Raw genomic sequence first — 24,523 nt, 5'->3', positions numbered from 1 at the left:
GGGCTTTCTATAATGAAGCTGTGAACACGTAGAAATATTATACAAAGGAGATTCCATATGAGAAAAGCTCTGCGCTTGCAACGAGGCTGGGGACAGCAAATCGTATTTCTCGGCCCCTGTCTGCTCTTTTTCCTGACCATTGTGGTCACCCCATTCTTCCTCGGCTTCTACTACTCTTCCACCGACTGGAACGGGCTCGATCTGGACAAAGCGGTCTGGACCGGCGCGGCCAACTGGAGACGGATTTTTACGAACGACGATAAGTTCTGGGAGTCTCTGCTCTTTACGCTCCGCTTCACCGTGATCTCCGTAGTGGCCGCCAACGTACTGGCGCTGCTGCTTGCCTTCATTCTGATGACGACGCTAAAGACGAAGAAGCTGCTCCGCACCATCTTCTTCATGCCCAATGTAATCGGCGGCATTCTGCTCGGCTACATCTGGCAGTTCATCTTCACCAAAGGCTTCGCCACGATCGGCGAGCTTACCGGGATTTCCTTCTTCCAGCTGCCTTGGCTGGGTACGCCCAGTACAGGATTCTGGGGTCTGGTCATTGTGTTCGTCTGGCAGACTGCCGGGTATATGATGGTCATTTATATTGCGGCGCTGGCTGGTATCCCTAAGGATCTGGTCGAAGCGGCCAAGATTGACGGCGCCCGTGCCCCGCAGCTGTTCAAGAGTGTCTATGTACCTCTGATTATGCCGGCAATCACGATCTGCCTGTTCCTGACAACCTCTAACGCATTCAAAATGTTCGACCTCAACCTGTCGCTGACCAAAGGCGGGCCGGGCACCTCGACCCAGTCGCTGGCCTATAACATTTATGCGGAAGCGCTGATCAACAACCGGTACGGCCTCGGTACGGCCAAAGCGCTGCTCTTCTTCGCCGCCGTTTCACTGATCACGGTCACACAGGTCTGGCTTACCAAAAGAAAAGAGGTGTCGGCCTAATGAACAGCAGCAGATACCGGCCCAGAAACTTCATTCTGGAGATCGCCGCCATACTTCTGGCCATTATTTTCCTATCCCCCTTCTACCTGGTACTGAGCAATTCGGTTAAGGGGCTGAAGGACATCCTGATCGACGCCGCTTCCTGGCCGCAGGTGTTCCACTGGGATAATTACTCCAAGGTCTGGGATGCCATTGACTTCCCGCAAGCCTTCTTCAGTTCCCTGCAAATCACTGTCTTAAGCGTAATCTTCATTGTCCTGTTCAGCTCGATGGCCGCCTATCAGATTGTACGGAAGCCGACGCGCTTCAATTCCTTCGTCTTCCTGCTGCTGGTCTCGGCGATGATCATTCCGTTCCAGTCGCTGATGTTGCAATTAGTCCGTGTGACCAGTATTCTGGAGCTTCGCGGGGAATTATACGGAATCGTGGCCTGCTATCTCGGCTTCGGAATGCCGCTGTCCGTATTTCTGTTCCATGGGTTCATTAAGACAGTGCCTTTTGAGCTGGAGGAAGCGGCGCGGGTGGATGGCTCCAATCCGTATGGCGTATTCTTCAAAATTGTGTTCCCGCTGCTCATGCCGATTATTGTAACGGTCATTATCCTTAACACGCTGTGGATCTGGAATGACTATCTGCTGCCGGTGCTCGTCATCGGGGGAAATAAGGATCTGACGACCCTGCCGGTCGCCGTGACCAAGTTCTTCGGGCAGTATACCAAGAAGTGGGATCTGGCCCTTGCGGGTCTCGTGATGGCGATTACGCCTATCCTTATATTCTTCCTGTCCCTGCAGCGTTATATTGTCGAAGGTGTAACCACCGGCTCCATTAAGGGATGATCGTGAGATCCCCTTGCAACAATATCCACTTTTCCCGGCAAAATATTAAGTGTAAGTCCACTCTCATTTGCATTACGATCTAGTTGCAGGAACCACAGACCAGGGAGGTTATTCTATGAAAAGAAAGTTCGCGTTCGTTATCGCAACCGTTTGCACACTTATTATCGCAGGTTGCGGGAATAGCGGCAATACGAATTCCGCAGGCAATGGAAACGCAACCAATGCTCCTAACACGTCAACCGAAACCACAGCACCGGAAGCAACCAAGGCACCTGCCAAGGATGTTACGATCAAAATGTTCCAGTTCAAGGTTGAAATTGCCGAGCAGCTGAATGCACTCGCCGAAGAATATGAGAAAGAAACCGGTGTGAAGGTCGAAGTGGAAACACATGGCGGCGGTGAAGATTACGGCGCGCTGCTCAAAGCGGAGATTGCTTCCGGCTCTGAACCTGAAATTTTCAATAACGGCGGTTATACTGCCCTCGTACCTTATATGGACCGCGCCACTGATTTGAGCAATGAGCCTTGGGCGGAGAGTCTGATCCCAACCGCCAAAACTCCGGCAACCGTGGACGGCAAGCTCTATGGTATGCCAATGAACGTAGAAGGCTATGGACTGATCTACAACAAGGATCTGTTCGCCAAAGCCGGCATTACGGAAGAGCCTAAGACCCTCCCGCAATTGAAAGATACGGCAGCCAAGCTGAAAGCCGCCGGCATCACACCGTTTGAAGCCACGAATGAGTGGTGGTCGATGGGAATTCACCTTGTGAACGTAGGTCTGGCCCACCAGCCTGATCCGAAGCAGTTCATCGATGATGTCAAAGCCGGTACGCAGACGATCAAAGGCAACGCCGTATTCGAGCAGTGGCTGGATCTGGTGGATGTGATCTTCGACAATGCCCAGGATAACAAGATGACTACCGACTATGCTACCCAGGTTGCGGAATTCGCATCAGGCAAAGCCGCAATGATGCTGCAGGGTAACTGGACACAAGGCGATATCGACAAAATCGATCCTGCCCTGAATCTGGGCCTCCTCCCGCTTCCGATCAGCGACGAAGAAGGCACTATCCTGGTAGGCGTACCTAACAACTATGTGGTGAACAGCAAATCCGAGCATCCGGAAGAAGCCAAAGCCTTCCTGAACTGGCTCGTCACTTCCGAAACCGGCCAGAAGTATCTGACCAAGGAATTCAAGTTCATCCCGGCTGAAACTAACGTCACCGCTGACGCGGCAGACATCGGCCAGGTTGCCGTTGCCGTGCAGGAGAAATCTGCTACCGCCCTCGGCTGGAACTGGGATATGTTCCCTGACGGCGTAACCCAGGGCTTCGGCGCTGCAATGCAGGAATATCTCGGCGGACAGCTTGACCGTGATAAGCTGCTGGAGAAGCTGGATAAGGCTGTGCAGGATATTGTGAAGCAATAGGATTTAATAAAAAGCAAGAGGTGCCTCAAAGCCAAAATGGCTTGGGCACCTCTTTTTTGTATTTGTTTTAGAGCAGGATTTACGTCGACGCTCGGTGAGCACGCTCCGCAAACGGAACGTTGTTCCAATCGCTCTTGTATCCAGATTTTATTTATTCCCCTTAGCGGTGAAAATCCGGATACAAAGGCGACCGCTACGCTTTTCCACAATCATTCCGTCCGCTCTGCTGTTTAAGAGGGGGAGCTTCTGCAATCTTAAAGACCTAACCCAATAATCCTGCATATATTACAACATTCCCCTCCCTAACTCGGCCAAAATCCAAAAATGTTGTATAAAAAGCAGCATTTCTCCTGCTACAAGCGATTTTCCGGGAAAATTGCTGTATACCGTACAACAATCCTTGCGAATACCCTGATATTGCTGGGCCAAAGTTGTAATACGTACAACATAATAGGCATTAAGATGCTTCACCGTTAACACAGCGTCCATTCAAGCGCTCAAGTCATAAAACAAAGCAGCAACCCTCCAGTCAAGGAGAATCGCTGCTCTGTTCATTCTAACGTAAAATATTCAATTCCTTATAGAGCTTACACAAACATCTCCACAATCAGGAACAAATTCAGCGACACTACCAGAGCCGAGATAATCCAGCCGAGGATGGTGGTGATCCGGTGGTTCACCAGCCCCTTCATGATCGAGCGGTCGCTGGTGAAGATCACGAGCGGAATCAGGGCGAAGGCAATCCCGAAGGAGAGAACGACCTGGCTCATCACCAGTGCACTTGTCGCGTTAATCCCGAAGGCGATGATGGTCAGCGGTGGGATGATGGTAATCGCCCGCCGCAGGTAGAGATTGATCTTTTTATTAATGAAGCCCTGCATGACCACATCACCGGCCATTGTACCGACCGAGGAGCTCGACAGACCTGCGATCAGGAGGCCGAGGCCGAAGGAGATGGCGGTAACCGGTCCTGCCAGATTACGGAACTGCTCGAAGGCGACATCCAAATCCTCAACGACCAGACCATTCTTGAAAAAGAGCGCCGCAGCTACAACCACCATGGCCATATTCACGGCACCGGCAATCAGCATCGCAATCAGAATATCGATGAATTCCAGCCGGAAAATCTGTTTCTTCTCCCGTTCATCGATCCCGACGACCCGGCTCTGGGTCAGCGAGGAATGCAGATAAATCGCATGCGGCATAACCGTCGCGCCGAGAATCCCGGCAGCCAGCAGAATGCTGTCCACACCCTCGAATCTTGGCGTAAACATTCCGGCAACCACACTGCCCGCATCGGGCTTCGCCATAATGACCTGGAATGCAAAAGCCAGAACAACAATCATCACCATCCCGGCAATTCCGGCCTCCAGGGTCCGGTAGCCGCGCCGCTGGAGCTCCAGAATAGCGAATGATCCAACAGCGGTAATCAGCGCAGCCGGCAGCATCGGTATACCGAACAGCAAGTATAGTCCAAGGGCTGCCCCGATAAATTCCGCCAGATCGGTAGCGATAATGACCAGTTCACTCTGAATCCACAGGAAGATGGACACGCCTCTCGGGAATTTCTCCCGGGCGACCTCCGGCAGATTCTTGCCGGTGGCAATGCCAAGCTTGGCGGATAAGGATTGTATAAGGACAGCCATCAGATTCGAGGCAAAGATAACCCATAATAACAAATATCCGTATTTCGAGCCTGCTGTAATATTAGTGGCAAAATTGCCAGGGTCCAGGTACGCTACGGAAGCGATAAAAGCCGGACCCAGAAAAGGAAGGAGTCTCTTCAGTCCTTTGACATCTCCATTCAGCACTGATTGTGCCGAGTGTTTATTAGTATGTCCTTTTAGTATAGGGGATGATTCTACTGCTGTGTTTTGCTCCATCATTTCTATCCCTCCTCTTGCCCGGAAAAAGTTGTCTATATACACGAAAGTTTCCCTGATGCAACATTTGATTTGTTTTCATTATAATCCGCTAATTGAGAATTGTAAATGTATTTTCATTGGATTTTTCATACGAGCAATGGGTTGATTCTGAACTACGGCATCCGCCCGGCTGCTCCAAATTATATTATGTGCAAACCTGCGGCAAAGTGATGCTCCGGTCCATATGTAATTACCCAATACAACACAGAGTTATTTAAGCAGTTAAAATATAAAATAACCCCACAAAGTAGGGCCGTAGCTTCGACGATTACTCAGGCACTTTGCGGGAACCCCAAAACAAAAAAAACAGGCGAGCCTCAGGAAATTCATCCTGACTCTCGCCCGCCGGGCATTCCAGTGTGATCCACTGCTTAAGAGGTAATACTGCGGATATCAGAGCGCATCTGTTCATTCTGCAGCTTCAGCTCATTCAGCTCCTGCTGCAGCTTCTCCACATCCGCCTGCTTTCGCGAGTGGCCTCCATGTCCATGCATACCGCGCATACCGGGCATTCCGAACATCATAAGGATCATCATCAGCGGACAGATCAGTGTGATTAACCAGGACCAGTTCATGGCTTTTCCTCCCTCCGGGATTCAAGGTGCTGCCATTAGTATAGCCGCCGTTTGTGGAGAAACTGTGTTGAAGCTTATTTTTCTGCTTTTCCTTTCCAGGTGTCCTTCAGCGGTACGATCCGGTTGAATACCAGCCTGTGCCCTGAGCTGAACCTGCTGTCGACGCAGAAATAGCCGTGGCGCAGGAATTGAAATTTATCCCCGGGCTGTGGTTTATCCGCAAGTGGCTCCAGCAGACAATCCTTAAGCAAAGTGGCAGAATCCGGGTTGATATACGCTTCCCAGGTCTCTCCTTCCTCCTTCGGTCCTTCATTGTCTACAAGCAGCTTCTCATACAGGTACACATCACTTTTGACCGCATGCTCGGCGGACACCCAATGGATGGTTCCTTTAACCTTCCGCCCGTCAAAACCACTGCCGCTTCTCGTATCCGGATCATAGGTGCAGCGCAGTTCGACAATCTCGCCAGTTTCCTTATCCTTAATCACTTCGTTGCAGCGGATGAAATACCCGCCCTTCAGCCGTACTTCACCGCCAAGCGTCAGTCTGCGGAAGCCCTTGGAGGGTACCTCCATGAAGTCCTCCCGCTCGATATAGAGTGTGCCGGAGAACGGAACGTCCCTTGTGCCGAGCGCGGGATTCTCACTGTTGTACTCAATGGTAAGGAATTCAGAAGCCCCGGCTTCATAGTTGGTAAGCACGACCTTCAGCGGATTCAACACGGCCATGATGGCCGGTGCCTTCGCCTTAAGATCCTGTCTTACGCAGTGCTCCAGCAGCGAGAAATCAACCATTGCCGTATTGCGGACCATCCCGATCTCCCGGACAAAAGCCTTAATGCTCTCCGGCGTGAATCCGCGTCTGCGCAGTCCACGGAGCGTAGGCAGACGCGGATCATCCCAGCCGTCCACATACTTCCCGGCAACCAGCGCCCGGAGATAACGTTTGCTCGTGACCACTCCCGTCAGATTCACCCGGCCGAATTCCCTTTGCTTAGGGGGTTCAGGAATATTCAGCTCCGTAAGCACCCACTCATACAGCGGCCGGTGATCCTTGAACTCGATGGAGCACAGCGAATGCGTCACCCCTTCAATGGCATCCTGAATCGGATGGGCAAAATCATACATCGGATAGATGCACCATGCTTTCCCCGTGCGGTAATGCTCCGCATGAATGATCCGGTAGAGCACCGGGTCGCGCAGATTGATGTTCGCCGAAGACATGTCGATTCTGGCCCGCAGCACCTTAGCACCGTTAGGATATTCTCCATTACGCATCTCCCGGAACAGCCGCAAATTCTCTTCCGGCGAGCGTTCCCGGTACGGACTGTCCTTACCTGGTTCGGTTAATGTCCCCCTGTAGGACGTCACTTCCTCCGGAGTCAGGTCGCAGACATAAGCTTTCCCCTTAAGAATCAGCTCCTCTGCGCTGCGGCAGATTTCCTCCGAATAATCGGAGCCATAATAGATATGCTCTCCCGGGCTGCAGCCCAGCCATTCCATGTCCTCGGTAATAGCTTTTACATACTCCATATCCTCTTTCAGCGGGTTGGTATCATCGAAGCGCAGATGGAATCTGCCGCCATTCTTACGTGCAATCTCAACATTCGTGTGGATGGCAAAAGCGCTGCCGATATGCAGATAACCATTGGGCTCCGGCGGAAACCTTGTGCAGATCTCCCTGCTGTAGACTCCGCCCTCTATGTCTTCTCTGATCAGCTTATCCATATAATTCTCCGGCATGGCCGGCTCGTTAGCAGCATTAACCTCATTAACATTAACGTCAGTCATTCTGATCTCCTCCTGTATATTGGTGATACCTGCCCTTACGGGACAACAAAAAAGAACCTCACCTCCAAGACTGTAGTCTTGGGGACGAGATTCTCGCGGTACCACCCCAGGTTTATTAATATGTCGCCATATTAATCTCATCAAGTACGGCGCTGCCGGCAAGGCAGAGCTTATACTCTAGCTCTGTAACAGGAGCTCCTGTTGTACCATCCCAGGCCATAGCCGGTTCCGGCGCACCGCTCAGAGGCTTGTTTCGGTCCAGCCTTCCCTGCTCCTTCGCACCACCCGGAGCTCTCTGTAAGGGAATGAATGGACCTACTCTTCTCGTCATCGCGTTTCATCATTTGATCCAGAATAACAAATCACAGGCGGGGTGTAAAGTGTAGCAATGTCCTGAGGCGCAGCAGCCTGCGGGACAACCTTACCCCTGACTCAGCGCCGCCAAAAGCTCTAAGGCTTCCTCATGCTCCGGCTCAATCAGAAGTGATCTGCGCGTGTAGTCCAGCGCCGCTTCGTCATCCTCCTGCTCGTAGCTGCAAATAGCCAGGCAGTACAATACAGTAATTACCGGCTCCTCGTCACTGGTCGCCAGCGAATGTTCCAGGAAACGGCGGGACTCCCCGTACTGCTCCATTTCGAACAGCAGCAGACCGCAGTCAAGCGCCAGATCATATTTCTGCGGCATCGGATAGAAGCCTTTCCACATCAGATCAATCCCGCGCTGCAGGTCCAGCAGCTCATCATCACTGGCATCCGGCAGCAGAGCGGAGATACGCTCCGCACTCTGGATGAACAGCTCGGCATCATATCCGCCCAGCCGCCAGAAGGCCAGGATCTGCTGCATGCCGATCGTATCGTAATTTTTGTCGATCCATACCTTCAGGCTGAAGAAATCATCCGGGCCGAACCGCTCTACAAACCGCCGGTAGGCCAGACGGGTATGGGGATGGAGCATCGGCTCTTCAAGCATCAGAATGCAGCCGACATTCAGATTCTTATAATGATGCTGCGTGAACTGGGACTTGGCGCCCTTCCGTTCAAAATAATGCACCAGCGCATGGTAATTCGCCGTGAGTGAAATACTGCCGTGATGAATCAGCTTCGGCGGCTCGGCGAATTCCCAGTTCTCCAGCCTGTGGTCGCCCTTATCTGCGGTAAGCAGCAGGAAGCTCCCCTGGGAGAGTGCCCCAAGCCGCTCCATACAGGAAATGGCAGCCGCCGGGAACAGGATATGCGAATCCTCCAGCTTGTCCAGATAGAATGAAATTACTTCATGGTACTTGTATGAAAGGTCCTCATAGCCTTCGGCCCGCTTGTAATGATATTCCGGCACCAGATCCCGCAGTACTTCGGACGTGCTCATCGAGCCGGACTGCTCGGGATATTTTAACGAAACCTCACATTCATAAATCTTGCCTTCATCAATATAGAGCAGCTCCTGCTGAATACTATCGAAGAAGTAGTTGGCGATCACCATCAGCGGCTGCTGCAGTCCGCCGGGCTTAATCACCATTCCGCTCTGCGTCAGGGACAGCTCTGTATCCTGCACCGCATCAAAGCGGGCGAAATCAAGAATCCCCTGCTCCACAAAAGGCTTCAGCCCTTCATGCTTCTGCCAGCCCTCAATATTCTTCCAGGGCAAATCGCTCATGACGTAGCGGAAAGGGGGCAGCAGCACTCCGGCATACTGAATCAGCTCACACAGCTGCTGCAGGACATGGAATGCCAGGCGTCCGACACCTGCGCCAAGCTCCAGAATAATAACCGGTTCTGTAGTATGTCCCTTCTCTGCACGGTCCTGCAGAAACCCGAAGATCATCTCCGCATACGCTGTTCCGATCATCGGATTGCTTGTAATGTACTGCGGGACCTGGTCATTCGCCCAAGCCTGCAGTCCCAGCTGCTCATAATACCTGCGTTGCAGCTCCCATATTGGCGCTTCACTGAAGCGGTAGCGTTCTTGTCCGTCTATTGTCATTAGTTCAAACCCTGCTCTCTGATTATCGTACGGAAATTTGTCCGGTAGTCAAATATTATCACATTTCGCTCAGCCCTTCACAACTCATAAGTGGCATACTGGCGCATATATTTCTTGGAGTGCTGTACGATCCAGAAAGGAGCTTAAGCCATGAGCCCTGCCGAACCCGGTTCTTCAAGCAAGCCCGTTATCCCCCAGCCTATCCGCAGTGACGGTGCTGGCAATGTCGACCTCGGCCCCCGCGATATTCTGCGCGACCGGGAGAATCCCGATATGTTCGTCCCGCCCCCTACGGATAACGGGCTGATCCCCAATCTGAAATTCTCATTCTCCGACGCCCATATGCAGCTGAACTTCGGCGGCTGGTCCCGGGAGGTTACCGTCAGAGAGCTGCCTATTGCCACCACACTTGCAGGAGTGAACATGAGCCTGACCCCGGGCGGAGTACGCGAGCTGCACTGGCACCAGCAGGCGGAATGGTCCTATATGCTGCTCGGCAGCGCCCGGATTACCGCCGTGGACCAGAATGGCCGGAACTTCATTGCCGATGTCGGCCCGGGCGATCTGTGGTACTTCCCTCCGGGCATCCCGCATTCAATCCAGGGGCTGGCCGAGGGATGCGAGTTCCTGCTTGTTTTTGACGATGGAAGCTTCTCGGATCTGAACACCCTTTCGATCTCCGACTGGTTCGCCCATACGCCGCCAGAGGTCCTGTCCGCCAACTTCGGCGTACCTGAATCTGCATTTGAATGTATTCCGAAGGAACAAGTGTATATATATCAGGATCAGGTGCCCGGCCCCCTGGAGAGTCAGAGGGTGGAGTCACCTTATGGAGAGATTCCGCTGAGCTTCAAGCATCAGCTGCTGGCCCAGCCGCCGCTTCGGACGCCCGGAGGCAGTGTGCGGATTGTCGACTCCAGTAATTTCCCCATCTCCCGGAATATTGCCGCCGCGCTGGTGGAGATTGAGCCCGGCGGCATGCGGGAGCTGCACTGGCATCCGAATAATGACGAGTGGCAGTATTATCTGACCGGGCAAGGCCGGATGACGGTCTTCGGCGGGGACGGCGAGGCGCGTACATTTAACGTCAGAGCCGGCGATGTCGGCTATGTGCCTTTTGCCCAGGGACATTATATTCAGAATACCGGGACAGACACGCTCTGGTTCCTGGAAATGTTCCGGAGCGACCGGTTCGCCGATGTCTCCCTGAACCAGTGGATGGCGCTTACTCCCCATGAACTGGTCAGCAGCAATCTGAATGTGGGGCCGGAGCTGATGGATGCCCTGCGCAAAGTGAAATGGCCTGTGGTGAAATACCCGGATCAGGGACATGAGCACGGACATGAGCTTGGGCATGAGCTTGGGCATGGGAAGCAGAAGGAGTAGCGCGTGGTTTTGCCCAGTTTGAGACTGGATTGGGCAGGTCAGTCTGCCCTATGGCCTTATCTTTACCCCAACCAGGCGGCTGAAGTGAAAATCCATAAGGTCAGCTGTATAGACCGGCCTTAATGTTGTACATTCTGCAACTTGATCATCTGAATATCCGGCTGTTTGGGAGAATTGTTGCACAAAATACAATAATATCCTCCATAAAGAAGCTGAAGCAGTAAAAATGTTGTAATTCATACAACAATCTTGCTTTAGAAGCAATATCCGGAGAAAATTGTTGTATTTTCTGCAAGATTTTAATGATCGTCCTATAATTAATGGGTAAATCCAATTGTTCGAACTGCATTCTTTATAGAACAACATAAAAAGCGGTCAGACACCCGTCTGCACCGCTTTTTGTTCTTAATCATTAGTTTGTATTTCATTCTAGGAAACCTCTACTCACCGGTCTCAGCAAACCGCTTGATCCGCTCGCCGACTGCATCACGGACCCGCTGGAACACCGCCCATTTCTCTTCCTCACTGCCCTGCGCCTTAGCCGGGTCATCGAATCCCCAGTGCTCCCGCCGTACCTGCGGAGGCGTCACCGGACATTTATCGGCGGCATCCCCGCATAATGTTACTACGAGATCAGCACTGTTAAGCAGCGCAGGATCAATAATATCCGAGGTCTGGGCCGAAATATCGATCCCCACCTCGTTCATTGCCTGTACTGCCTTGGGATTCAAGCCGTGGGCTTCAATTCCCGCACTGTACACATTCCAGGCGTCCCCGAGAAATTGTTTCGCCCAGCCCTCCGCCATTTGGCTCCGGCACGAATTCCCCGTGCACAGGAAATAGATCGTCTTCTTGCTCATGTCTGATTTCTCCTTCAGGATTAGATTAGAACAGCTTCAGTTGCAGATACAAACCTAACAATGTAATAAATAACGTTGGAATCGTCAGAATAATTCCTGTTTTGAAATAAGTGCCCCAAGAGATCTTTACACCTTTGCCTGATAGCACATGCAGCCACAGCAGAGTAGCGAGCGAACCGATCGGCGTAATCTTCGGACCCAAATCGGAACCGATGACATTCGCGTAGATCAGAGCCTCTTTAATGAGACCTGTCGCCTGTGCGTTATCAATGGCCAGCGCCCCAATCAGCACTGTTGGCAGATTATTCATCACTGAGGAGAGGATCGCGGCGAGGAAGCCCATGCCCATCGTTGCTGCGAACAATCCATGTTCCGCCACCTCACTGATCATCTCTGCAAGCACATCGGTCAGTCCGGCATTGCGCAAGCCATACACCACGACATACATGCCAATGGAGAAAAAGACAATCGCCCACGGTGCACCCTTGACCACTTCCATCGTCTTGACGTAGGGGCTCCGGCGGGCCATGAGCAGGAAGCAAACCGCGATTACACCTGCGACGACAGACACCGGAATGTTCAGAAATTCACTGACAAAATATCCGGCCAGCAGAAGCGCCAGCACGCCCCAGGATAACCGGAACATGCGCTTGTCCTTAATCGCCTCCTCCGGGAGCTTCATCCCGGCAGTGTCGTACACTTTGGGTATGCTTCTGCGGAAGAACAGGTATAAGACCAGAATACTGGCGGCGAGCGAGAACAGCGTAGGCAGCAGCATACGTCCTGCATATTCCGTGAAGCTGATGCCGAAGAAATCGGCGGATACAATATTGACCAGATTGCTGACGATCAGCGGCAGCGAAGTCGTGTCGGCGATGAAGCCGCTGGCGATAATGAAGGGAAACACTTTTTTCTCATCAAAATTCAGCGCCCGGACCATCGCCAGCACAATCGGTGTCAGGATCAGCGCCGCCCCGTCATTGGCAAACAACGCCGCTACCACTGCGCCCAGCAGGATGACATAGATGAACATCAGCGTGCCATTGCCGCGTGCCGCCGCTGCCATATGCAGTGCCGCCCATTCGAAGAATCCAACACGGTCGAGTATCAAAGAAATCAGAATAATAGCTACAAAGGCCAGCGTGGCATTCCACACAATCATCGTCACATCGCGGACATCCCCAAAGCTGACCACGCCTGCCGCCAGGGCCAGCAGTGCTCCGCCGCAGGCTGACCAGCCAATGGATAACTTACGCGGCTGCCAGATCACAAAGATTAAAGTAATAACAAAAATAAGGCTGGCTAGGACAACCATAATCCCGCCCTCCGTTTGACCCGCAGCAACATTTCCCGCAGCACTCCCCAATAGATAAATTTATATATAAGAGTAACGCCAGCCTGTCCTCCAGACGTTCTCATCGATCTAGTATTATATCAGTCGCAGCAGGCAGTAACCCCTGTCTTATTCAATGACGCCAGCAGAGTATGTGAATCCGGCAGTCCATGCAGGACGGCCGTGATATGCGGCTTGCCCTCCACATTCAGGGAGTAATGCACCCACTGCCCGCGTTTGCTCTCCTTCACCATCCCCTTATCCTTCAGTTTACGCAGATGCTGGCTGATCGCCGGCTGCGAGATCTCAAAGAGTTCGACGAACTCACAGACACACCATTCCCGCTCCTGCAGCAGTCCAAGCATCATCAGGCGGGTCTTGTCGCCCAGAAGCTTCAGGTCATCAGCCACCTCGTTAAGCTTATCCATCGCGGTTCAGCCTCCTTAGTATATAAGCCAATGCTTATATACTAAAACAGTCTTATCAAAAGGACAAGAGGTAATATTTCGATTTCATAGTTGCACTTTACAAATATATAAGCTATAACTGAAATATGAGGTGAACTTTAATGGATAATGCACGCGAGCTCTTTCAGATCATGACCCGCCGCTTCGGTCTGCTTAACAAAAACTGCTGCACCGTAGGCGGGCATGACATTTCTCTGGCCCAGAGCCATCTGCTCTATGAAGTACAGCGGAGGCATAATCCGTCCATGCAGCAAATTGCGGAAGTGCTCGGAACGGATGTTACAACCTTCAGCCGCCAGGTGCAGGCACTGGTCAAAATGGGACTCGTCCGCAAAAGTCCCGATCCCTCCGACGGCAGGGTGTTTGTATTGTCTTTAACAGAGCAAGGCTCATCTGTAGCCGGAACCATCGACCGGCAAATGAATGAATATCTGGAGGAAGTCTTCTCCTACATGTCTGAATTTGAACAGGAAACGGTACTGCGGTCCGTAAAGATCTTCAATGAAGCTATGGGGAAATCAAGCAAATGCTGCGCGCCTGTCTCAGGCTGATTTCTTTCGTTATATAGTTGCAATTTGCAATTATTATAAAGGAGTGATGAACTTGAACCAGCCTACTCATGATGGAATCCGCCAAAATGTAAGAACCCGGTATCAGCAAATCGCTGTTACCGGCCAATCTGCTCCCTCCGTTTGCTGCCCGGAGGAGGCTTCTTCTGACTGCTGTTCGGCACCAGCCGATTTCAACAGCATTTCCGCAAGTCTTGGTTATTCCGGCGAAGAATTGAACGTTGTGCCGGAAGGCGCGAACCTTGGACTTGGCTGCGGCAACCCTCAGACGATTGCCGGACTGCAGCCTGGAGAAACCGTTCTGGATCTTGGCAGCGGCGGCGGCTTCGACTGTTTCCTGGCTTCCCGCCAGGTGGGAGCGTCCGGTTCTGTCATAGGCGTAGACATGACCCCTGAAATGATCAGCCGGGCACGTGATAATGCTGCCCGGGGACATTACGCCAATACCAGCTTCCGGCTGGGAGAAATCGAACATCTGCCTGTCGCCGATGCCATCATAGACGTCATTATCTCCAACTGCGTAATCAACCTCTCTCCTGATAAGCAGCAAGTATTCAATGAAGCGTTCCGGGTGCTGTTGCCTGGCGGAAGGCTGGCAATATCCGACATCGTCACCACTGCCGAGCTGCCTCCTGAAATCGCACAGGATTTGGGCAACCTTTATTCCGGCTGCATCTCAGGAGCCTCCTCTGTGCCTGCCCTGCAGACCATGCTGGCAAACAGCGGTTTCATCCGGATATCAGTCGAACCTAAGGATGAATCCCGCGCCTTCATTAAAGACTGGGTTCCCGGTGCAGACATTGACCAGTATATTGCCTCAGCAGTAATTACTGCTGTGAAGCCATAATTCACAAGGTACCTTAGGAGGCCGATAATATGCTTTCGACATTCATGATTCGTCCCGCCACCTTCCAAGACCTCACCGGCATCCTGCATATCTATAATCAGGGGATTGAAGACCGGATCGCTACACTGGAAAGCTCAGCTAAAGATTTGAATGCGATGTCTGACTGGTTCCAGGAACATCAAGGACGCTTTATTATACTCGTTGCCGAAGCCGAAGGCAGTGTTCTGGGCTGGGCTTCGCTTAATCGTTATTCCCACCGCTGCGCTTATGACGGTGTCGCCGATCTCTCCATTTATATTGAACGGGCCTCCCGCGGCCGCGGCATTGGCAGTCTATTACTGCATGCCCTGGAGGACAAGGCCGTAGCGGCTGACTTCTATAAAATTGTGCTGTTCACTTTTCCCTTTAACCCAATGGCTCAAGGCTTATACCGCAAAAGCGGTTACCGTGAGGTTGGCGTCTTCGAGAAACAGGGGAAACTGGACGGCCGGATGACTGATGTCATGATTATGGAGAAGCTGCTGCTGTAAGAATATTTTATATCCTTAAGTACTAACCTTCTCTGCCGGTTCATAGGCTAGATTATGGGGAACGCAGCAGCTTCTTGGAGAGGAGATGCAGGTCCGAAGAGCCATCCTAGCCAGTGGATTGGAGGCCGGACCACCATGAGTACAGATCAGCTCATCGCATTGCTCGTTCTCATCATTATGATCGTACAGCTTGCTGTCAAAAAGGATAAGTCCTAAGGACAGCAAACAGCCAAGCGGATCGGGGGGTCATCCCGGTTCGCTTGGCTGTGTTTGGCTGGGCCGCTGATCCGGCCGGTTATTTCACAAAAATGCGAATCTGATGTTCACCCGTACGCTTCATTACCCGGTAACCAGTATCCGCTGCAGTTGCCATTCCGTTATCGTCCGGGCGGCAGTAGCCCCCGGCTACACAGGTACCGTCATCACGGACAAGCAGCTTGCCGACAATTCCTACAGCTACCCATTCTTCCCTGTCCTGGCGGGAAACATATTCCCGGGAGCCATCCCATTCAGGGTTAAGCACCGGTTCTGATTTCGTACCCGCCTCACGGACAATATCGCCGTATTCATTTCTAACCTCAGCGACCTCTACCTCGTGATACAGAATCCGGTCCCACTCATCGGTTACGAACATGCCGTTCCAGCGCAGGTCACTCGAATCGGCAACAATAGCCGGTCTGGCGCTGATGACACCAAGAATATATTCATCCCCTGCCTTGGCTTTGCGGATTCTGTCACTGGCCCCATCAAACGTAACGAAATAACCTGCGTCAATGGTGAGCCCGTCCGAGGTTTCGAACATTTCTGCATAATCCGCTGCACCTGGAGACATCAGCGTACCATCCAGATAAATATTCCCCGTAAGCCCTTCAATCACTGCCGAGTTAAAGGTCGGGCCGACCGCCAGCCCGTTGGCCAAATGCCACGAATACGGAAACCGCGTTGAGCCGTTCTGGCCCATGATATGGGCGCCTGTATGCTCCGCGAGAACAATCGTTGCTTCCCCCTCGGCATGGGAGTTCGGAGCAAAAGCCTGGGTCTGGAACCCTTCCGCATGGGAAGCCTGGCCGGAAGCAGTAGTATCCGCACCTTCGGCATGCGCATAAGGCGCATTCGCCAATGTACCGACTCCCTCGGCGTGGGAAAAGGAGCCGCTGGCTTGTGTGTTGGCCCCTTCGGCATGGCCGGAAGCCCCGCTGGCTGTAGTCTGGAAGCCCTCGGCGTGCGAGGCTGTTCCGCTGGCCGTTGTATTCTGCCCTTCAGCGTGCGCACCCACATTGCCGCTGGCCGTTGTTGCTAATCCTTCGGCATGGGAAGCCGAACCGCTGGCCACTGTATTCTGCCCCTCGGCATGCGAGAAGTCGCCAAGAGCTGAGGGCCCGGCGGCTAGGGTGATGTCCGCAGTGCCGCCCTCCGCATGTGAGGCGAAGCCCATGGACGTGGTTCCTACTCCCTCGGCATGCGAGCTGGCGCCGCTGGCAAAGCTTGGTGCCGGATTATCCAGCGGATCGACACCGCCGCCTTCCACATGGGAGGCCCGGCCGCTGGCTGAATTGCCTTCTCCTTCCGCATGGGCGTTAATGGCTGTCGTCTGCGTCGAAGTATTGAAGCCTTCTGTATGTGAACGTGCGCCCCAGGCCTGTGTGCCGAACCCTTCAGAGTGGGCTTCGAGGCCGGCAGCCAGTGTCGTCGAGCCTTCCGCATGTGAGCTTTCGCCCATTGCGTTGGTTAAATAACCTTCTGCATGTGCTGCTACTCCGCTGGCTATAGTAGAAGATCCTTCTGCATGTGCCGTATCATTCGTTGCCTGGGAGAGATAGCCTTCCGCATGCGATGCGCTTCCGCTGGCAATAGTAGTATTGCCTTCTGCATGCGCGGTATCTCCGCTGGCAAGTGTAGAGAACCCTTCAGAATGAGCGGCTGCACCGCTTGCTGTTGTATTGAGCCCCTCGGCATGCGCAGCAAAGCCGCTCGCCGTATTCCCTACTCCGCTTCCCATCCTGATCACCGCTTTCATCGTATTACAATATATTTATGTCTGCAGACGAGCGGCGGTAACGGCGAACGTGGCCAAGTTATAGATCACTTTCTATCTAAATTTAACTTACTAAAGTTGAGAAACATTATAAAGTATAGTAGAATGAGTACATGAAGAAGGGGGCGGATTGATATGGCCGAGGAGAAACAATTGATGGAAATAGGAATAAGCACGTTTTTGGAGACTACGCCTGATCCGGTAACCGGCAAGGCCATTAGCCATGCGGAGAGACTGCGCGAAGCCGTAGAAGAAATTGTGCTCGCTGACCAGGTAGGCCTGGACGTATATGGCATAGGTGAACATCACCGGGCCGATTATGCAGGCAGTGCTCCGGCTGTAGTTCTTGCCGCAGCGGCAGCTACGACCAAGCGGATCAGACTGACCAGCGCGGTCAGCGTCTTGTCTTCAGATGATCCGGTCCGGGTGTACCAGGATTTCGCCACTTTGGACGGACTATCGAATGGCCGGGCAGAGATTATGGCGGGCCGCGGCTCATTCATTGAGTCCTTCCCGCTGTTTGGCTACAGCCTGGATGATTATGATGAATTGTTCGAAGAGAACCTGGAGCTGCTGCTGGCGATCCGCGCTTCCGAGAAGGTCACCTGGCGCGGCGGCCATCGTCCGGCGATTAATAATCTTGCCGTCTATCCCCGCGCCGTCCAGGATCCGCTTCCCGTCTGGGTGGCCAGCGGCGGCAATCCTGAATCCGCCGTGCGGGCCGGAACGCTTGGTCTTCCGATCGCATTCGCGATCATTGGCGGCATGCCGGAACGCTTTGTCCCGCTCGTCGCCTTATACAAGGAGGCCGCTGTCCGCGCGGGACATAATCCCGACAAGCTGCAGATTGCCACGCACTCCCACGGCTTCGTAGGTGAAACTAACGAACAGGCAGCCGCCTTGTTCTACCCGTCCACCGCAGCCCAGATGAATGTCATCGGACGCGAACGGGGCTGGGGCGGAACCTACAACCGTGCGGCCTTTGACGATGCCCGCAGCCTGCGCGGCGCACTCTATGTCGGCGATGCCGAATATGTAGCCGAGAAGATCCTCCTGCTGCGCAAGAATCTTGGCGTAACCCGCTTCTTCCTGCATGTCAATGTCGGCACCATGCCGCACCGCGAGGTGCTGCGTGCCATTGAGCTATTGGGCACCAAGGTTGCCCCTATCGTGCATCAAGAATTAGCCCGTACCGGGGCTAAATAACTGATATTGTGACTCTAATACGCCAAAAACACTTCAGGCGCTTAACAGCTCTTGAAGTGTTTTTGGCGTATTCTTATGCTCTGCTGAATTAAAGAAGCGGTGTTACTGCTGACTTAGCAATTCACGCATCACCGCTGCCACATCTGCTGCATTCGTAATCGGGAGGAAGTGATAGCCTCTGCAGATTATTTTCACATCCGCATCAGGGTGGGCAACCTTGAAAAGCTGCATTTTCTCCAGACTGAATTCATCCATACTCTCTTCTGCTAACAGCAATATCAAAGGAATATCAGCCGCTTGCTTCAGGCAATAATCGGTGGCAGTTACTTCCTTGCTCAGACGATTTAAGGCCTGTTCACGGCTATGGTGCATATAGGAATCACCCTGCAGGTAGAAGTTATTCATTAAATAGTCCTTGAATAATTGTCGTTCAGATTCAGCAAGCTTGTCCATCGCCAGGATGGTTTCATCCACTGCCTGCTCAAGCTCCTCCAGACTATCAATGACGGGTAACATAATCTCCCCCTCATCTTCTTCCCTGTCCGCAAGGAAATAATATCCGCCATCGAGCAAGGTAAGTGACTTCACATAAGCAGGATACTCCGCATAAAAGGCCTCACATATCCATGCACCGATAGAATTGCCTACGAGATGCGCTGCCGGAATTTGCAGATCATTCAGAATCTTTTTAATCTCCCGTACAAAACCTCCAATCGACACATCTGCCTGATTGTCCTGGTTATGCCCTGGCAGATCGATTGCTATGAACCTGTAATCTGCCATTTGCGCAGCTAAATGAGCATATATTTCCTTTCGTTCACCAAGCGCCGGAAGCACCACAACCGTTCTATCGTTGTTCTCCGCATTGTAGACAATATACCGTTCCATTGTTCTTCCTCCAGCCCTACGATACTCCCTTACTGCACTAACGCCTCAATCACAGGATACGAGATCAGTTTACGGTCCCTGTAGGTTGCAGGAATCACGTCACTTTTCGAGCTTAGAATCCCATCCTGCAGAAGTACAGCCTTGAACCCTCTCTCCATAGCCCCGTTATAGGTGAACAGTACACAGTGCTCAGCGGCATATCCCGAGAGAATCAGCAGATCGATGCCCTGCTCCAGCACAATCTGCTCCAGATCCGTCTTCCAGAAGGCATTCGAATATTCCTTCGTCACTCTAAGATCCGTCTCCTTAATCTCAATGCCCGGAATAATCTTGAATTTCTCCTCATCGGAAGGCTGCATCCCCTCAATGTCCTGAATATGAATCACAGTATGATCTTTGGAACGCAGCAGCTCCGAGACATAATTAACGAACTCGCAGGCCTGATCTATTACTTTCTGTTCCACCTTGCCCAAATGCACCTCTTGCAGATCAATAATCAGCAAACCGATTTTCATCCATTCTTCCTATAAGCTAAATAAAAGGAACTTCACATCATCCCTCCAATTGTACAATAAGCCCTGACTCATCCGATATTTATTTTTTTGACAGCTCCAGTTGCCCTTTTATGAATGCAGCTCTCTACCTCCGTATGAAATACTGCTCCCGGTCTAAATCTGGAAGGAGTGCCGGATGCATAGGCTTCCATCCAAGCTGCTCTTGGGTCCAGATGCTCGAAGCTGGGATATCCAGCGCCACAAAGTGAGCCAGCCAGCCGAAATGCCCTCCTGCCTCTTCAGGGGGAATGCTGACTACAGGTACCCCGAGCCGGCGGCCGATTACGCCGGCAATATCACGGACCGGCACACCTTCATCGCCGATTGCATGCAGCCGAACTCCGGCAGGAGCTGATTCCAGCGCCAGCCGGTAGAGATGTGCGGCATCCAGCCGGTGCACAGCTGGCCAGCGGTTTGCGCCATCGCCCACATATCCCGAGATTCCTGTAGTACGGGCCATATTGATTAGGCCCGGAACAAAGCCGATATCGCCATCACCATGCACGGATAGCGGGAGCCGCAGCACCGATACGCGTACGCCCTGCGCTGCCAATGCAAGGGCCGCTTCCTCCGAGGCCGAGCGATGCTTCACAGAGCCAGGATAGGGTGCATCCTCTTCTGTTCCCAGCTGACCCGGCGTTAGATGCCCGATCACAGAGGTTACGACTAACGGCCGGCCGGACTGCGCAAGCTCGGCCCCTATTGCTTCGACCGCAAGCCGGTCTGACTCGCCTGCAGCCGTAATATCCGAGAAGTCGTGAATGAACGCGGCATGGATAACACCATCCGCTCCAGCCGCTCCCCGCCGCAGGCTGTCCAGATCATCCAAAGAACCTCGGTGTATGGCGGCCCCGGCAGCAGCAAGCGCAGCTGCAGCCTCATCCGAACGGGCGAGGCCGAGTACTTCATGCCCCGCATCTATCAATTCACGTACAATGGCAGAGCCGACAAAACCAGTAGCACCTGTGACAAAAACACGCATATTAATTTCCTCCTATAACTATTGTGTGGTTGAACTGCCCGGTTCCACCCTGGCGGCATAACCGGTTGCCGCCGCTCGAGCAAGGCTACACTCATTATAGTCTGCGCATTACCAGGACCTTTGCCTGTTCCCTTTCCCTTTTTGCCCGATCCTACAAGAAAGGCAGCCTGGTCTCTTGCCGCATGCCAAAAACCCGCAGACCAAGCGGCTGCGGGCTTCCCGAAGGAATGGTTCAGTCGGTTCTGTGGGTTTGCTGACGTAATCTGGCAATATCTCTGCTTGGCGGATTTCCGAAGTACCGGCTGTAATCCCGGCTAAATTGGGAATCACTCACATATCCGACAAGCCGGCAGGCAGTGGTCGCGTCCATGGCGCTGGCTAACATCAGACGTCTGGCTTCGTGAAGGCGCAGCGCTTTTTGATATTGCAGCGGGCTCATGGAGGTGACGGACTTGAAATGCACATGAAAAGAAGAAGGACTCATATGTACCAGCTCCGCCAGCTCAGCAACCTTCATCTGCCGGGAGAAGTTGCCCTGCAGCCAGGTTATGACCTTCGACACCCGCTGCACATCCGACTCCGCGAACCCCATCTCCACAACCTGGGCGCCAATCGGACTGCGCAGAATCCGGATCAGAATTTCATCCAGAACCAGCGGGGCAAGCAATTCAGCATCACCTTCATTGTGCAGGCATTCCACCAGTCTCGCCACTGCGTTAATGATACTCAGATTGACATCAGCAATGTAACCTTTACTCATCTGACGTACCGGGGGCAAACCCTGGGGGTACAGCTTCAGGACCCATTCGCTAATCCGCTGCGGATCAAGCTCCAGCCTCACGGCAAGATAAGGCTCAGATGAACTGGCCTCCATGAGCTGCATGGCTAACGGCAGGGCGACAGGCAACAGAATCATCTGCGATTTGTCAAAATGATAAACCTCCTGCCCGATCATGACATCCTTTGACCCTTGGGCCACGATTATAAACGAGGTGGAATAGAAGGTTTTGATGGTATCTCTATCGGTACGTGAATACCGGCTGACATAGAGCCCGGGTATGCGCTGGCTAAAGGTACCGTCATGAGGAACAAGGGCAGAGATCAGCTGGACCAGTCTGGCTGTTTCTGCCTCAAGCAGCCTCTCTGCATTCCCAGGCTTCGTTGTCACCGCGTATTCATCTTGCAGCCTCATCATGCAGCGGGCAACTCCTTTGTTTTAAGCATGCTATAAAGTACATCCGTATGGACAAGTAACGTTTATTATACACACTAATGGATCGATGGGAAAATAAAAAAACTCCCGATAATGTTGTGCATTATCGGGAGTACGCCTGTTGATTAGCCAAAATAAGTAGCAAAGAAATCGCTCATTCCGTAAATCTTCTACACCTCTGCAGATCTCCGCAATGTGGCGGCCTCAAGAAAAAGTCTACTACGTTTCCATAACCATAATTTAGCTAATCAACAGAACTCAATTTGGGATGAATCTGAGTGGGTTTATTCTTTGACGCCGCCAAGTGCTACGCCCGCGATAATGTAACGGGATAGCAGGAAGTACACCACAAACAGCGGCAGTGCCGTCAAAGCCAGACCCATATAGATTGAGCCGAACGACGTCTTGTAAATATCCCCGCGAAGCAAACTGACCATGATCGGCATCGTATACTTATCTTTTTGGGTAAGCAGGATGAGCGGCATGAACAGGTTGTTCCAGTTCCCCACGAAGGCAAAGATTGCCTGCGTCGCCACTGCCGGAACCATCAGCGGCAGGATAATCCGGTTAAAGGTTTTGAATTCACCGGACCCGTCTACGCGTGCTGCTTCCACGATCTCAATCGACAGCGTTGCCAGCAGATATTGGCGCATAAAGAACACTACCGCGGGCGCTGCAATTGCAGGCAGAATCAGCGGGAGAAAGCTGTTGGTCCAATGGATTTTATACATGAACTGATAGAATCCGATGGCACTTGCCTGAGAAGGAATCATCATTACGCACAAAATAAAGGTAAAGAATGCCCCGCGCAGCTTCCAGCTATAGGTCACAAGACCATAAGCCGCCAGGGAGGAGAAATAGACCGTTAAGAGAGTTGCTGAAGAAGAGATAATAAATGAATTCATGAACCCCTGAATCGGATCGAAACTCTTTTCAAGCAGTACCCGTATGTTGCTCATCATATGCGTCGAAGGAATCAGTGAGAGACCGCTTTGAATTTGTGCTGAAGAGCGGGTGGCGTTTACAAACATGATCCAAAACGGGAGTATACTAAGCACCGCCAGACAGATACAGACGATATAGATAATCGTCTTGTTGATCCTCCGGGTGACGTTTCCGCCTTTTTGATTATTGTTCATGTGATACGCCCCCCTTTTGGCTGCTCTTGGTGGATTTCCGGTGCATTTTTTCGATTTTTTTAAGTCTTGCCGCGTCACGGTCACGCATTAAATAGAACACGAATGCAGACAACACCCCTGAAATCAAGAACATAATCATGCTCGCAGCAGCAGCACGGTTGTACAAATAGCTTCCCTTAAAGGCTTGCCCATAAATGAACATGGACGTAGTAAGCGTAGAGTCATCCGGTCCGCCCGCAAGGAAGAGCTGCGGAATATCAAACATGGTCAAGCCACCGACCATCGATGTAATCAGCGTGAATAGTAGAATTGTACGTAAACTTGGCAGCGTGATCCGGAAGAACGTTTGAACTCCGTTTGCACCGTCAATCGCCGCAGACTCGAAGAGCGCAGGATTGATACCCATAACACCTGCGATCAGAATGATCATCGTGTTGCCGTACCACATCCAGAACTGGATGAATGCCACAATGCCCCGCGCTACCGTCTTATCCTGAAGGAAGTAGATCGGAGCGTCGGACCAACCCATCATTTGAAAAAAGCTGTTTACTGGACCCATCGGATAACCAAACAGAGTGCTGAATAGCAAGGCGATTGTACCCGCAGTAATAACATTTGGCATATAGAGCAGAACCTTGAAAAAGCCTTGTCCCTTAATTTTAAGACGCTGGTTAGTGAACCATGCAGTGAGTAAGAGCGCAAGAAGGATCTGGGGAACGAAGTTGAGGAACCAGAGCAACCCGGTGTTAATCAGAGATTTTCTGAAAGAGGCGTTACTAAGGATCAAATCTTTGAAATTCTGAAAAGGATTATCCAAAATATGTATTGGCTTTGGTATTAATCCCTGCAAATCGGTGAACCCGATGAATGCGGTGTATAAAATAGGATACAGCGAGAAGATCAAAAATGCCAAAACAAATGGAAACGTAAAAATATAGCCAAATTTAGAGTAGTTCACACCATTGCGGCGCATGCTCTCACCCCTTTAGTTGATATGAAGGGGCGGGATGACTCCCCCGCCCCTTCGATT

22 protein-coding genes and 1 other annotated feature are annotated in these 24,523 nt (G+C 52.2%); of the genes, 8 read left to right on the top strand and 14 right to left on the bottom strand.

Going from position 1 to position 24,523, the window contains the following annotated elements; genetic code table 11:
- Nucleotides 1-57: 57 nt before the first annotated feature.
- From NSQ73_RS01935 to NSQ73_RS01925, 3 genes are all read left to right on the top strand, one after another.
- On the top strand, nucleotides 58-948 hold the full coding sequence (locus tag NSQ73_RS01935) for a carbohydrate ABC transporter permease (protein ID WP_039300685.1): 891 nt from the start codon (nucleotides 58-60) through the stop codon (nucleotides 946-948).
- On the top strand, nucleotides 948-1,784 hold the full coding sequence (locus tag NSQ73_RS01930) for a carbohydrate ABC transporter permease (RefSeq protein ID WP_039300683.1): 837 nt from the start codon (nucleotides 948-950) through the stop codon (nucleotides 1,782-1,784). The genes NSQ73_RS01935 and NSQ73_RS01930 overlap by 1 nt, the downstream gene beginning before the upstream one ends.
- A gap of 115 nt (nucleotides 1,785-1,899) precedes the next feature.
- Nucleotides 1,900-3,216: an ABC transporter substrate-binding protein gene (locus NSQ73_RS01925; RefSeq protein WP_340985224.1), complete on the top strand. Its 1,317-nt coding sequence runs from the start codon at nucleotides 1,900-1,902 to the stop codon at nucleotides 3,214-3,216.
- A 587-nt stretch (nucleotides 3,217-3,803) separates the two neighbouring features.
- Here the strand turns inward: NSQ73_RS01925 and NSQ73_RS01920 are convergent.
- The 4 genes from NSQ73_RS01920 to NSQ73_RS01905 form a co-directional block, all read right to left on the bottom strand.
- Entirely contained in the window at nucleotides 3,804-5,099 is a 1,296-nt protein-coding gene (locus NSQ73_RS01920) for an Nramp family divalent metal transporter (RefSeq protein ID WP_042141703.1), read from the bottom strand.
- Between the two features lie 413 nt (nucleotides 5,100-5,512).
- Nucleotides 5,513-5,716 carry a hypothetical protein gene (locus NSQ73_RS01915; protein ID WP_340985223.1) on the bottom strand — a complete coding sequence of 68 codons (204 nt, stop codon included), beginning with the start codon at nucleotides 5,714-5,716 and terminating at the stop codon, nucleotides 5,513-5,515.
- A gap of 74 nt (nucleotides 5,717-5,790) precedes the next feature.
- Complete coding sequence (locus tag NSQ73_RS01910; protein ID WP_340985222.1) at nucleotides 5,791-7,506, bottom strand: glutamine--tRNA ligase/YqeY domain fusion protein; 1,716 nt, start codon at nucleotides 7,504-7,506, stop codon at nucleotides 5,791-5,793.
- A gap of 77 nt (nucleotides 7,507-7,583) precedes the next feature.
- Nucleotides 7,584-7,846: a binding site (T-box leader), on the bottom strand.
- Between the two features lie 81 nt (nucleotides 7,847-7,927).
- Nucleotides 7,928-9,484 carry a tetratricopeptide repeat protein gene (locus tag NSQ73_RS01905; protein ID WP_340985221.1) on the bottom strand — a complete coding sequence of 519 codons (1,557 nt, stop codon included), beginning with the start codon at nucleotides 9,482-9,484 and terminating at the stop codon, nucleotides 7,928-7,930.
- 150 nt (nucleotides 9,485-9,634) lie between these two features.
- On the opposite strand from NSQ73_RS01905, the gene NSQ73_RS01900 reads away from it, so the two are divergent.
- Complete coding sequence (locus NSQ73_RS01900) at nucleotides 9,635-10,870, top strand: oxalate decarboxylase family bicupin (RefSeq protein ID WP_340985220.1); 1,236 nt, start codon at nucleotides 9,635-9,637, stop codon at nucleotides 10,868-10,870.
- Between the two features lie 440 nt (nucleotides 10,871-11,310).
- Here the strand turns inward: NSQ73_RS01900 and arsC are convergent, their stop codons facing one another.
- From arsC to NSQ73_RS01885, 3 genes are all read right to left on the bottom strand, one after another.
- On the bottom strand, nucleotides 11,311-11,730 hold the full coding sequence (arsC, locus tag NSQ73_RS01895; RefSeq protein WP_039300665.1) for an arsenate reductase (thioredoxin): 420 nt from the start codon (nucleotides 11,728-11,730) through the stop codon (nucleotides 11,311-11,313).
- A 25-nt stretch (nucleotides 11,731-11,755) separates the two neighbouring features.
- Nucleotides 11,756-13,045 carry an arsenic transporter gene (locus tag NSQ73_RS01890; protein ID WP_171717554.1) on the bottom strand — a complete coding sequence of 430 codons (1,290 nt, stop codon included), beginning with the start codon at nucleotides 13,043-13,045 and terminating at the stop codon, nucleotides 11,756-11,758.
- Between the two features lie 119 nt (nucleotides 13,046-13,164).
- Entirely contained in the window at nucleotides 13,165-13,491 is a 327-nt protein-coding gene (locus tag NSQ73_RS01885; RefSeq protein WP_340985219.1) for an ArsR/SmtB family transcription factor, read from the bottom strand.
- Between the two features lie 140 nt (nucleotides 13,492-13,631).
- Between NSQ73_RS01885 and NSQ73_RS01880 the strand changes: the two genes are divergently transcribed.
- Genes NSQ73_RS01880 through NSQ73_RS01870 form a run of 3 tightly spaced genes read left to right on the top strand, consistent with a single transcriptional unit; the run spans nucleotide 13,632 to nucleotide 15,476 of the window.
- On the top strand, nucleotides 13,632-14,081 hold the full coding sequence (locus NSQ73_RS01880) for a MarR family winged helix-turn-helix transcriptional regulator (RefSeq protein ID WP_340985218.1): 450 nt from the start codon (nucleotides 13,632-13,634) through the stop codon (nucleotides 14,079-14,081).
- A gap of 46 nt (nucleotides 14,082-14,127) precedes the next feature.
- Nucleotides 14,128-14,946, top strand: a complete 819-nt coding sequence (locus NSQ73_RS01875) for an arsenite methyltransferase (protein WP_445669476.1) — start codon at nucleotides 14,128-14,130, stop codon at nucleotides 14,944-14,946.
- Nucleotides 14,947-14,975: 29 nt separating this feature from the next.
- A complete protein-coding gene (locus NSQ73_RS01870) occupies nucleotides 14,976-15,476 on the top strand; it encodes an arsinothricin resistance N-acetyltransferase ArsN1 family A (protein ID WP_340985216.1) in 501 nt (166 codons plus the stop codon).
- Nucleotides 15,477-15,771: 295 nt separating this feature from the next.
- Here NSQ73_RS01870 and NSQ73_RS01865 read toward each other — a convergent pair whose 3' ends face one another.
- Nucleotides 15,772-17,475 (bottom strand): peptidase G2 autoproteolytic cleavage domain-containing protein, encoded by a 1,704-nt coding sequence (locus tag NSQ73_RS01865; protein ID WP_340985215.1) that lies wholly within the window; start codon nucleotides 17,473-17,475, stop codon nucleotides 15,772-15,774.
- Between the two features lie 192 nt (nucleotides 17,476-17,667).
- On the opposite strand from NSQ73_RS01865, the gene NSQ73_RS01860 reads away from it, so the two are divergent.
- Nucleotides 17,668-18,717, top strand: a complete 1,050-nt coding sequence (locus NSQ73_RS01860; RefSeq protein ID WP_340985214.1) for an LLM class flavin-dependent oxidoreductase — start codon at nucleotides 17,668-17,670, stop codon at nucleotides 18,715-18,717.
- Nucleotides 18,718-18,819: 102 nt separating this feature from the next.
- Here NSQ73_RS01860 and NSQ73_RS01855 read toward each other — a convergent pair whose 3' ends face one another.
- The 6 genes from NSQ73_RS01855 to NSQ73_RS01830 all read right to left on the bottom strand — a co-directional run bounded on the left by NSQ73_RS01855 (nucleotide 18,820) and on the right by NSQ73_RS01830 (nucleotide 24,466).
- Complete coding sequence (locus NSQ73_RS01855; RefSeq protein ID WP_340985213.1) at nucleotides 18,820-19,605, bottom strand: alpha/beta fold hydrolase; 786 nt, start codon at nucleotides 19,603-19,605, stop codon at nucleotides 18,820-18,822.
- Between the two features lie 29 nt (nucleotides 19,606-19,634).
- Entirely contained in the window at nucleotides 19,635-20,120 is a 486-nt protein-coding gene (locus tag NSQ73_RS01850) for a cysteine hydrolase family protein (protein WP_340985212.1), read from the bottom strand.
- Between the two features lie 124 nt (nucleotides 20,121-20,244).
- Nucleotides 20,245-21,141, bottom strand: coding sequence for an SDR family oxidoreductase (locus NSQ73_RS01845; protein WP_340985211.1), 897 nt, complete (start codon nucleotides 21,139-21,141; stop codon nucleotides 20,245-20,247).
- Nucleotides 21,142-21,373: 232 nt separating this feature from the next.
- Entirely contained in the window at nucleotides 21,374-22,336 is a 963-nt protein-coding gene (locus NSQ73_RS01840) for an AraC family transcriptional regulator (protein WP_340985210.1), read from the bottom strand.
- A gap of 302 nt (nucleotides 22,337-22,638) precedes the next feature.
- Nucleotides 22,639-23,493 (bottom strand): carbohydrate ABC transporter permease, encoded by an 855-nt coding sequence (locus NSQ73_RS01835; RefSeq protein ID WP_340985209.1) that lies wholly within the window; start codon nucleotides 23,491-23,493, stop codon nucleotides 22,639-22,641.
- On the bottom strand, nucleotides 23,483-24,466 hold the full coding sequence (locus NSQ73_RS01830) for a carbohydrate ABC transporter permease (RefSeq protein WP_340985208.1): 984 nt from the start codon (nucleotides 24,464-24,466) through the stop codon (nucleotides 23,483-23,485). Before NSQ73_RS01830 ends, NSQ73_RS01835 begins: the two co-directional genes overlap by 11 nt.
- Nucleotides 24,467-24,523: the final 57 nt, after the last annotated feature.

This window comes from Paenibacillus sp. FSL R10-2736, from assembly GCF_038000245.1.
Classification (GTDB): domain Bacteria; phylum Bacillota; class Bacilli; order Paenibacillales; family Paenibacillaceae; genus Paenibacillus_AQ; species Paenibacillus_AQ phytohabitans.
The sequence above is the reverse complement of the archived record's forward strand: the minus strand, read 5'-3'. Positions and strand labels throughout refer to the sequence as shown.

What these genes read in the sequence shown, in the direction of transcription:
- NSQ73_RS01935 (WP_039300685.1), top strand. Translation starts at nt 58, where the DNA reads ATGAGAAAAGCTCTGCGCTTGCAACGAGGCTGGGGACAGCAAATCGTA.
- NSQ73_RS01930 (WP_039300683.1), top strand. Translation starts at nt 948, where the DNA reads ATGAACAGCAGCAGATACCGGCCCAGAAACTTCATTCTGGAGATCGCC.
- NSQ73_RS01925 (WP_340985224.1), top strand. Translation starts at nt 1,900, where the DNA reads ATGAAAAGAAAGTTCGCGTTCGTTATCGCAACCGTTTGCACACTTATT.
- NSQ73_RS01920 (WP_042141703.1), bottom strand. Translation starts at nt 5,099, where the DNA reads ATGGAGCAAAACACAGCAGTAGAATCATCCCCTATACTAAAAGGACAT.
- NSQ73_RS01915 (WP_340985223.1), bottom strand. Translation starts at nt 5,716, where the DNA reads ATGAACTGGTCCTGGTTAATCACACTGATCTGTCCGCTGATGATGATC.
- NSQ73_RS01910 (WP_340985222.1), bottom strand. Translation starts at nt 7,506, where the DNA reads ATGACTGACGTTAATGTTAATGAGGTTAATGCTGCTAACGAGCCGGCC.
- NSQ73_RS01905 (WP_340985221.1), bottom strand. Translation starts at nt 9,484, where the DNA reads ATGACAATAGACGGACAAGAACGCTACCGCTTCAGTGAAGCGCCAATA.
- NSQ73_RS01900 (WP_340985220.1), top strand. Translation starts at nt 9,635, where the DNA reads ATGAGCCCTGCCGAACCCGGTTCTTCAAGCAAGCCCGTTATCCCCCAG.
- arsC (WP_039300665.1), bottom strand. Translation starts at nt 11,730, where the DNA reads ATGAGCAAGAAGACGATCTATTTCCTGTGCACGGGGAATTCGTGCCGG.
- NSQ73_RS01890 (WP_171717554.1), bottom strand. Translation starts at nt 13,045, where the DNA reads ATGGTTGTCCTAGCCAGCCTTATTTTTGTTATTACTTTAATCTTTGTG.
- NSQ73_RS01885 (WP_340985219.1), bottom strand. Translation starts at nt 13,491, where the DNA reads ATGGATAAGCTTAACGAGGTGGCTGATGACCTGAAGCTTCTGGGCGAC.
- NSQ73_RS01880 (WP_340985218.1), top strand. Translation starts at nt 13,632, where the DNA reads ATGGATAATGCACGCGAGCTCTTTCAGATCATGACCCGCCGCTTCGGT.
- NSQ73_RS01875 (WP_445669476.1), top strand. Translation starts at nt 14,128, where the DNA reads ATGAACTTGAACCAGCCTACTCATGATGGAATCCGCCAAAATGTAAGA.
- NSQ73_RS01870 (WP_340985216.1), top strand. Translation starts at nt 14,976, where the DNA reads ATGCTTTCGACATTCATGATTCGTCCCGCCACCTTCCAAGACCTCACC.
- NSQ73_RS01865 (WP_340985215.1), bottom strand. Translation starts at nt 17,475, where the DNA reads ATGGGAAGCGGAGTAGGGAATACGGCGAGCGGCTTTGCTGCGCATGCC.
- NSQ73_RS01860 (WP_340985214.1), top strand. Translation starts at nt 17,668, where the DNA reads ATGGAAATAGGAATAAGCACGTTTTTGGAGACTACGCCTGATCCGGTA.
- NSQ73_RS01855 (WP_340985213.1), bottom strand. Translation starts at nt 19,605, where the DNA reads ATGGAACGGTATATTGTCTACAATGCGGAGAACAACGATAGAACGGTT.
- NSQ73_RS01850 (WP_340985212.1), bottom strand. Translation starts at nt 20,120, where the DNA reads ATGAAAATCGGTTTGCTGATTATTGATCTGCAAGAGGTGCATTTGGGC.
- NSQ73_RS01845 (WP_340985211.1), bottom strand. Translation starts at nt 21,141, where the DNA reads ATGCGTGTTTTTGTCACAGGTGCTACTGGTTTTGTCGGCTCTGCCATT.
- NSQ73_RS01840 (WP_340985210.1), bottom strand. Translation starts at nt 22,336, where the DNA reads ATGATGAGGCTGCAAGATGAATACGCGGTGACAACGAAGCCTGGGAAT.
- NSQ73_RS01835 (WP_340985209.1), bottom strand. Translation starts at nt 23,493, where the DNA reads ATGAACAATAATCAAAAAGGCGGAAACGTCACCCGGAGGATCAACAAG.
- NSQ73_RS01830 (WP_340985208.1), bottom strand. Translation starts at nt 24,466, where the DNA reads ATGCGCCGCAATGGTGTGAACTACTCTAAATTTGGCTATATTTTTACG.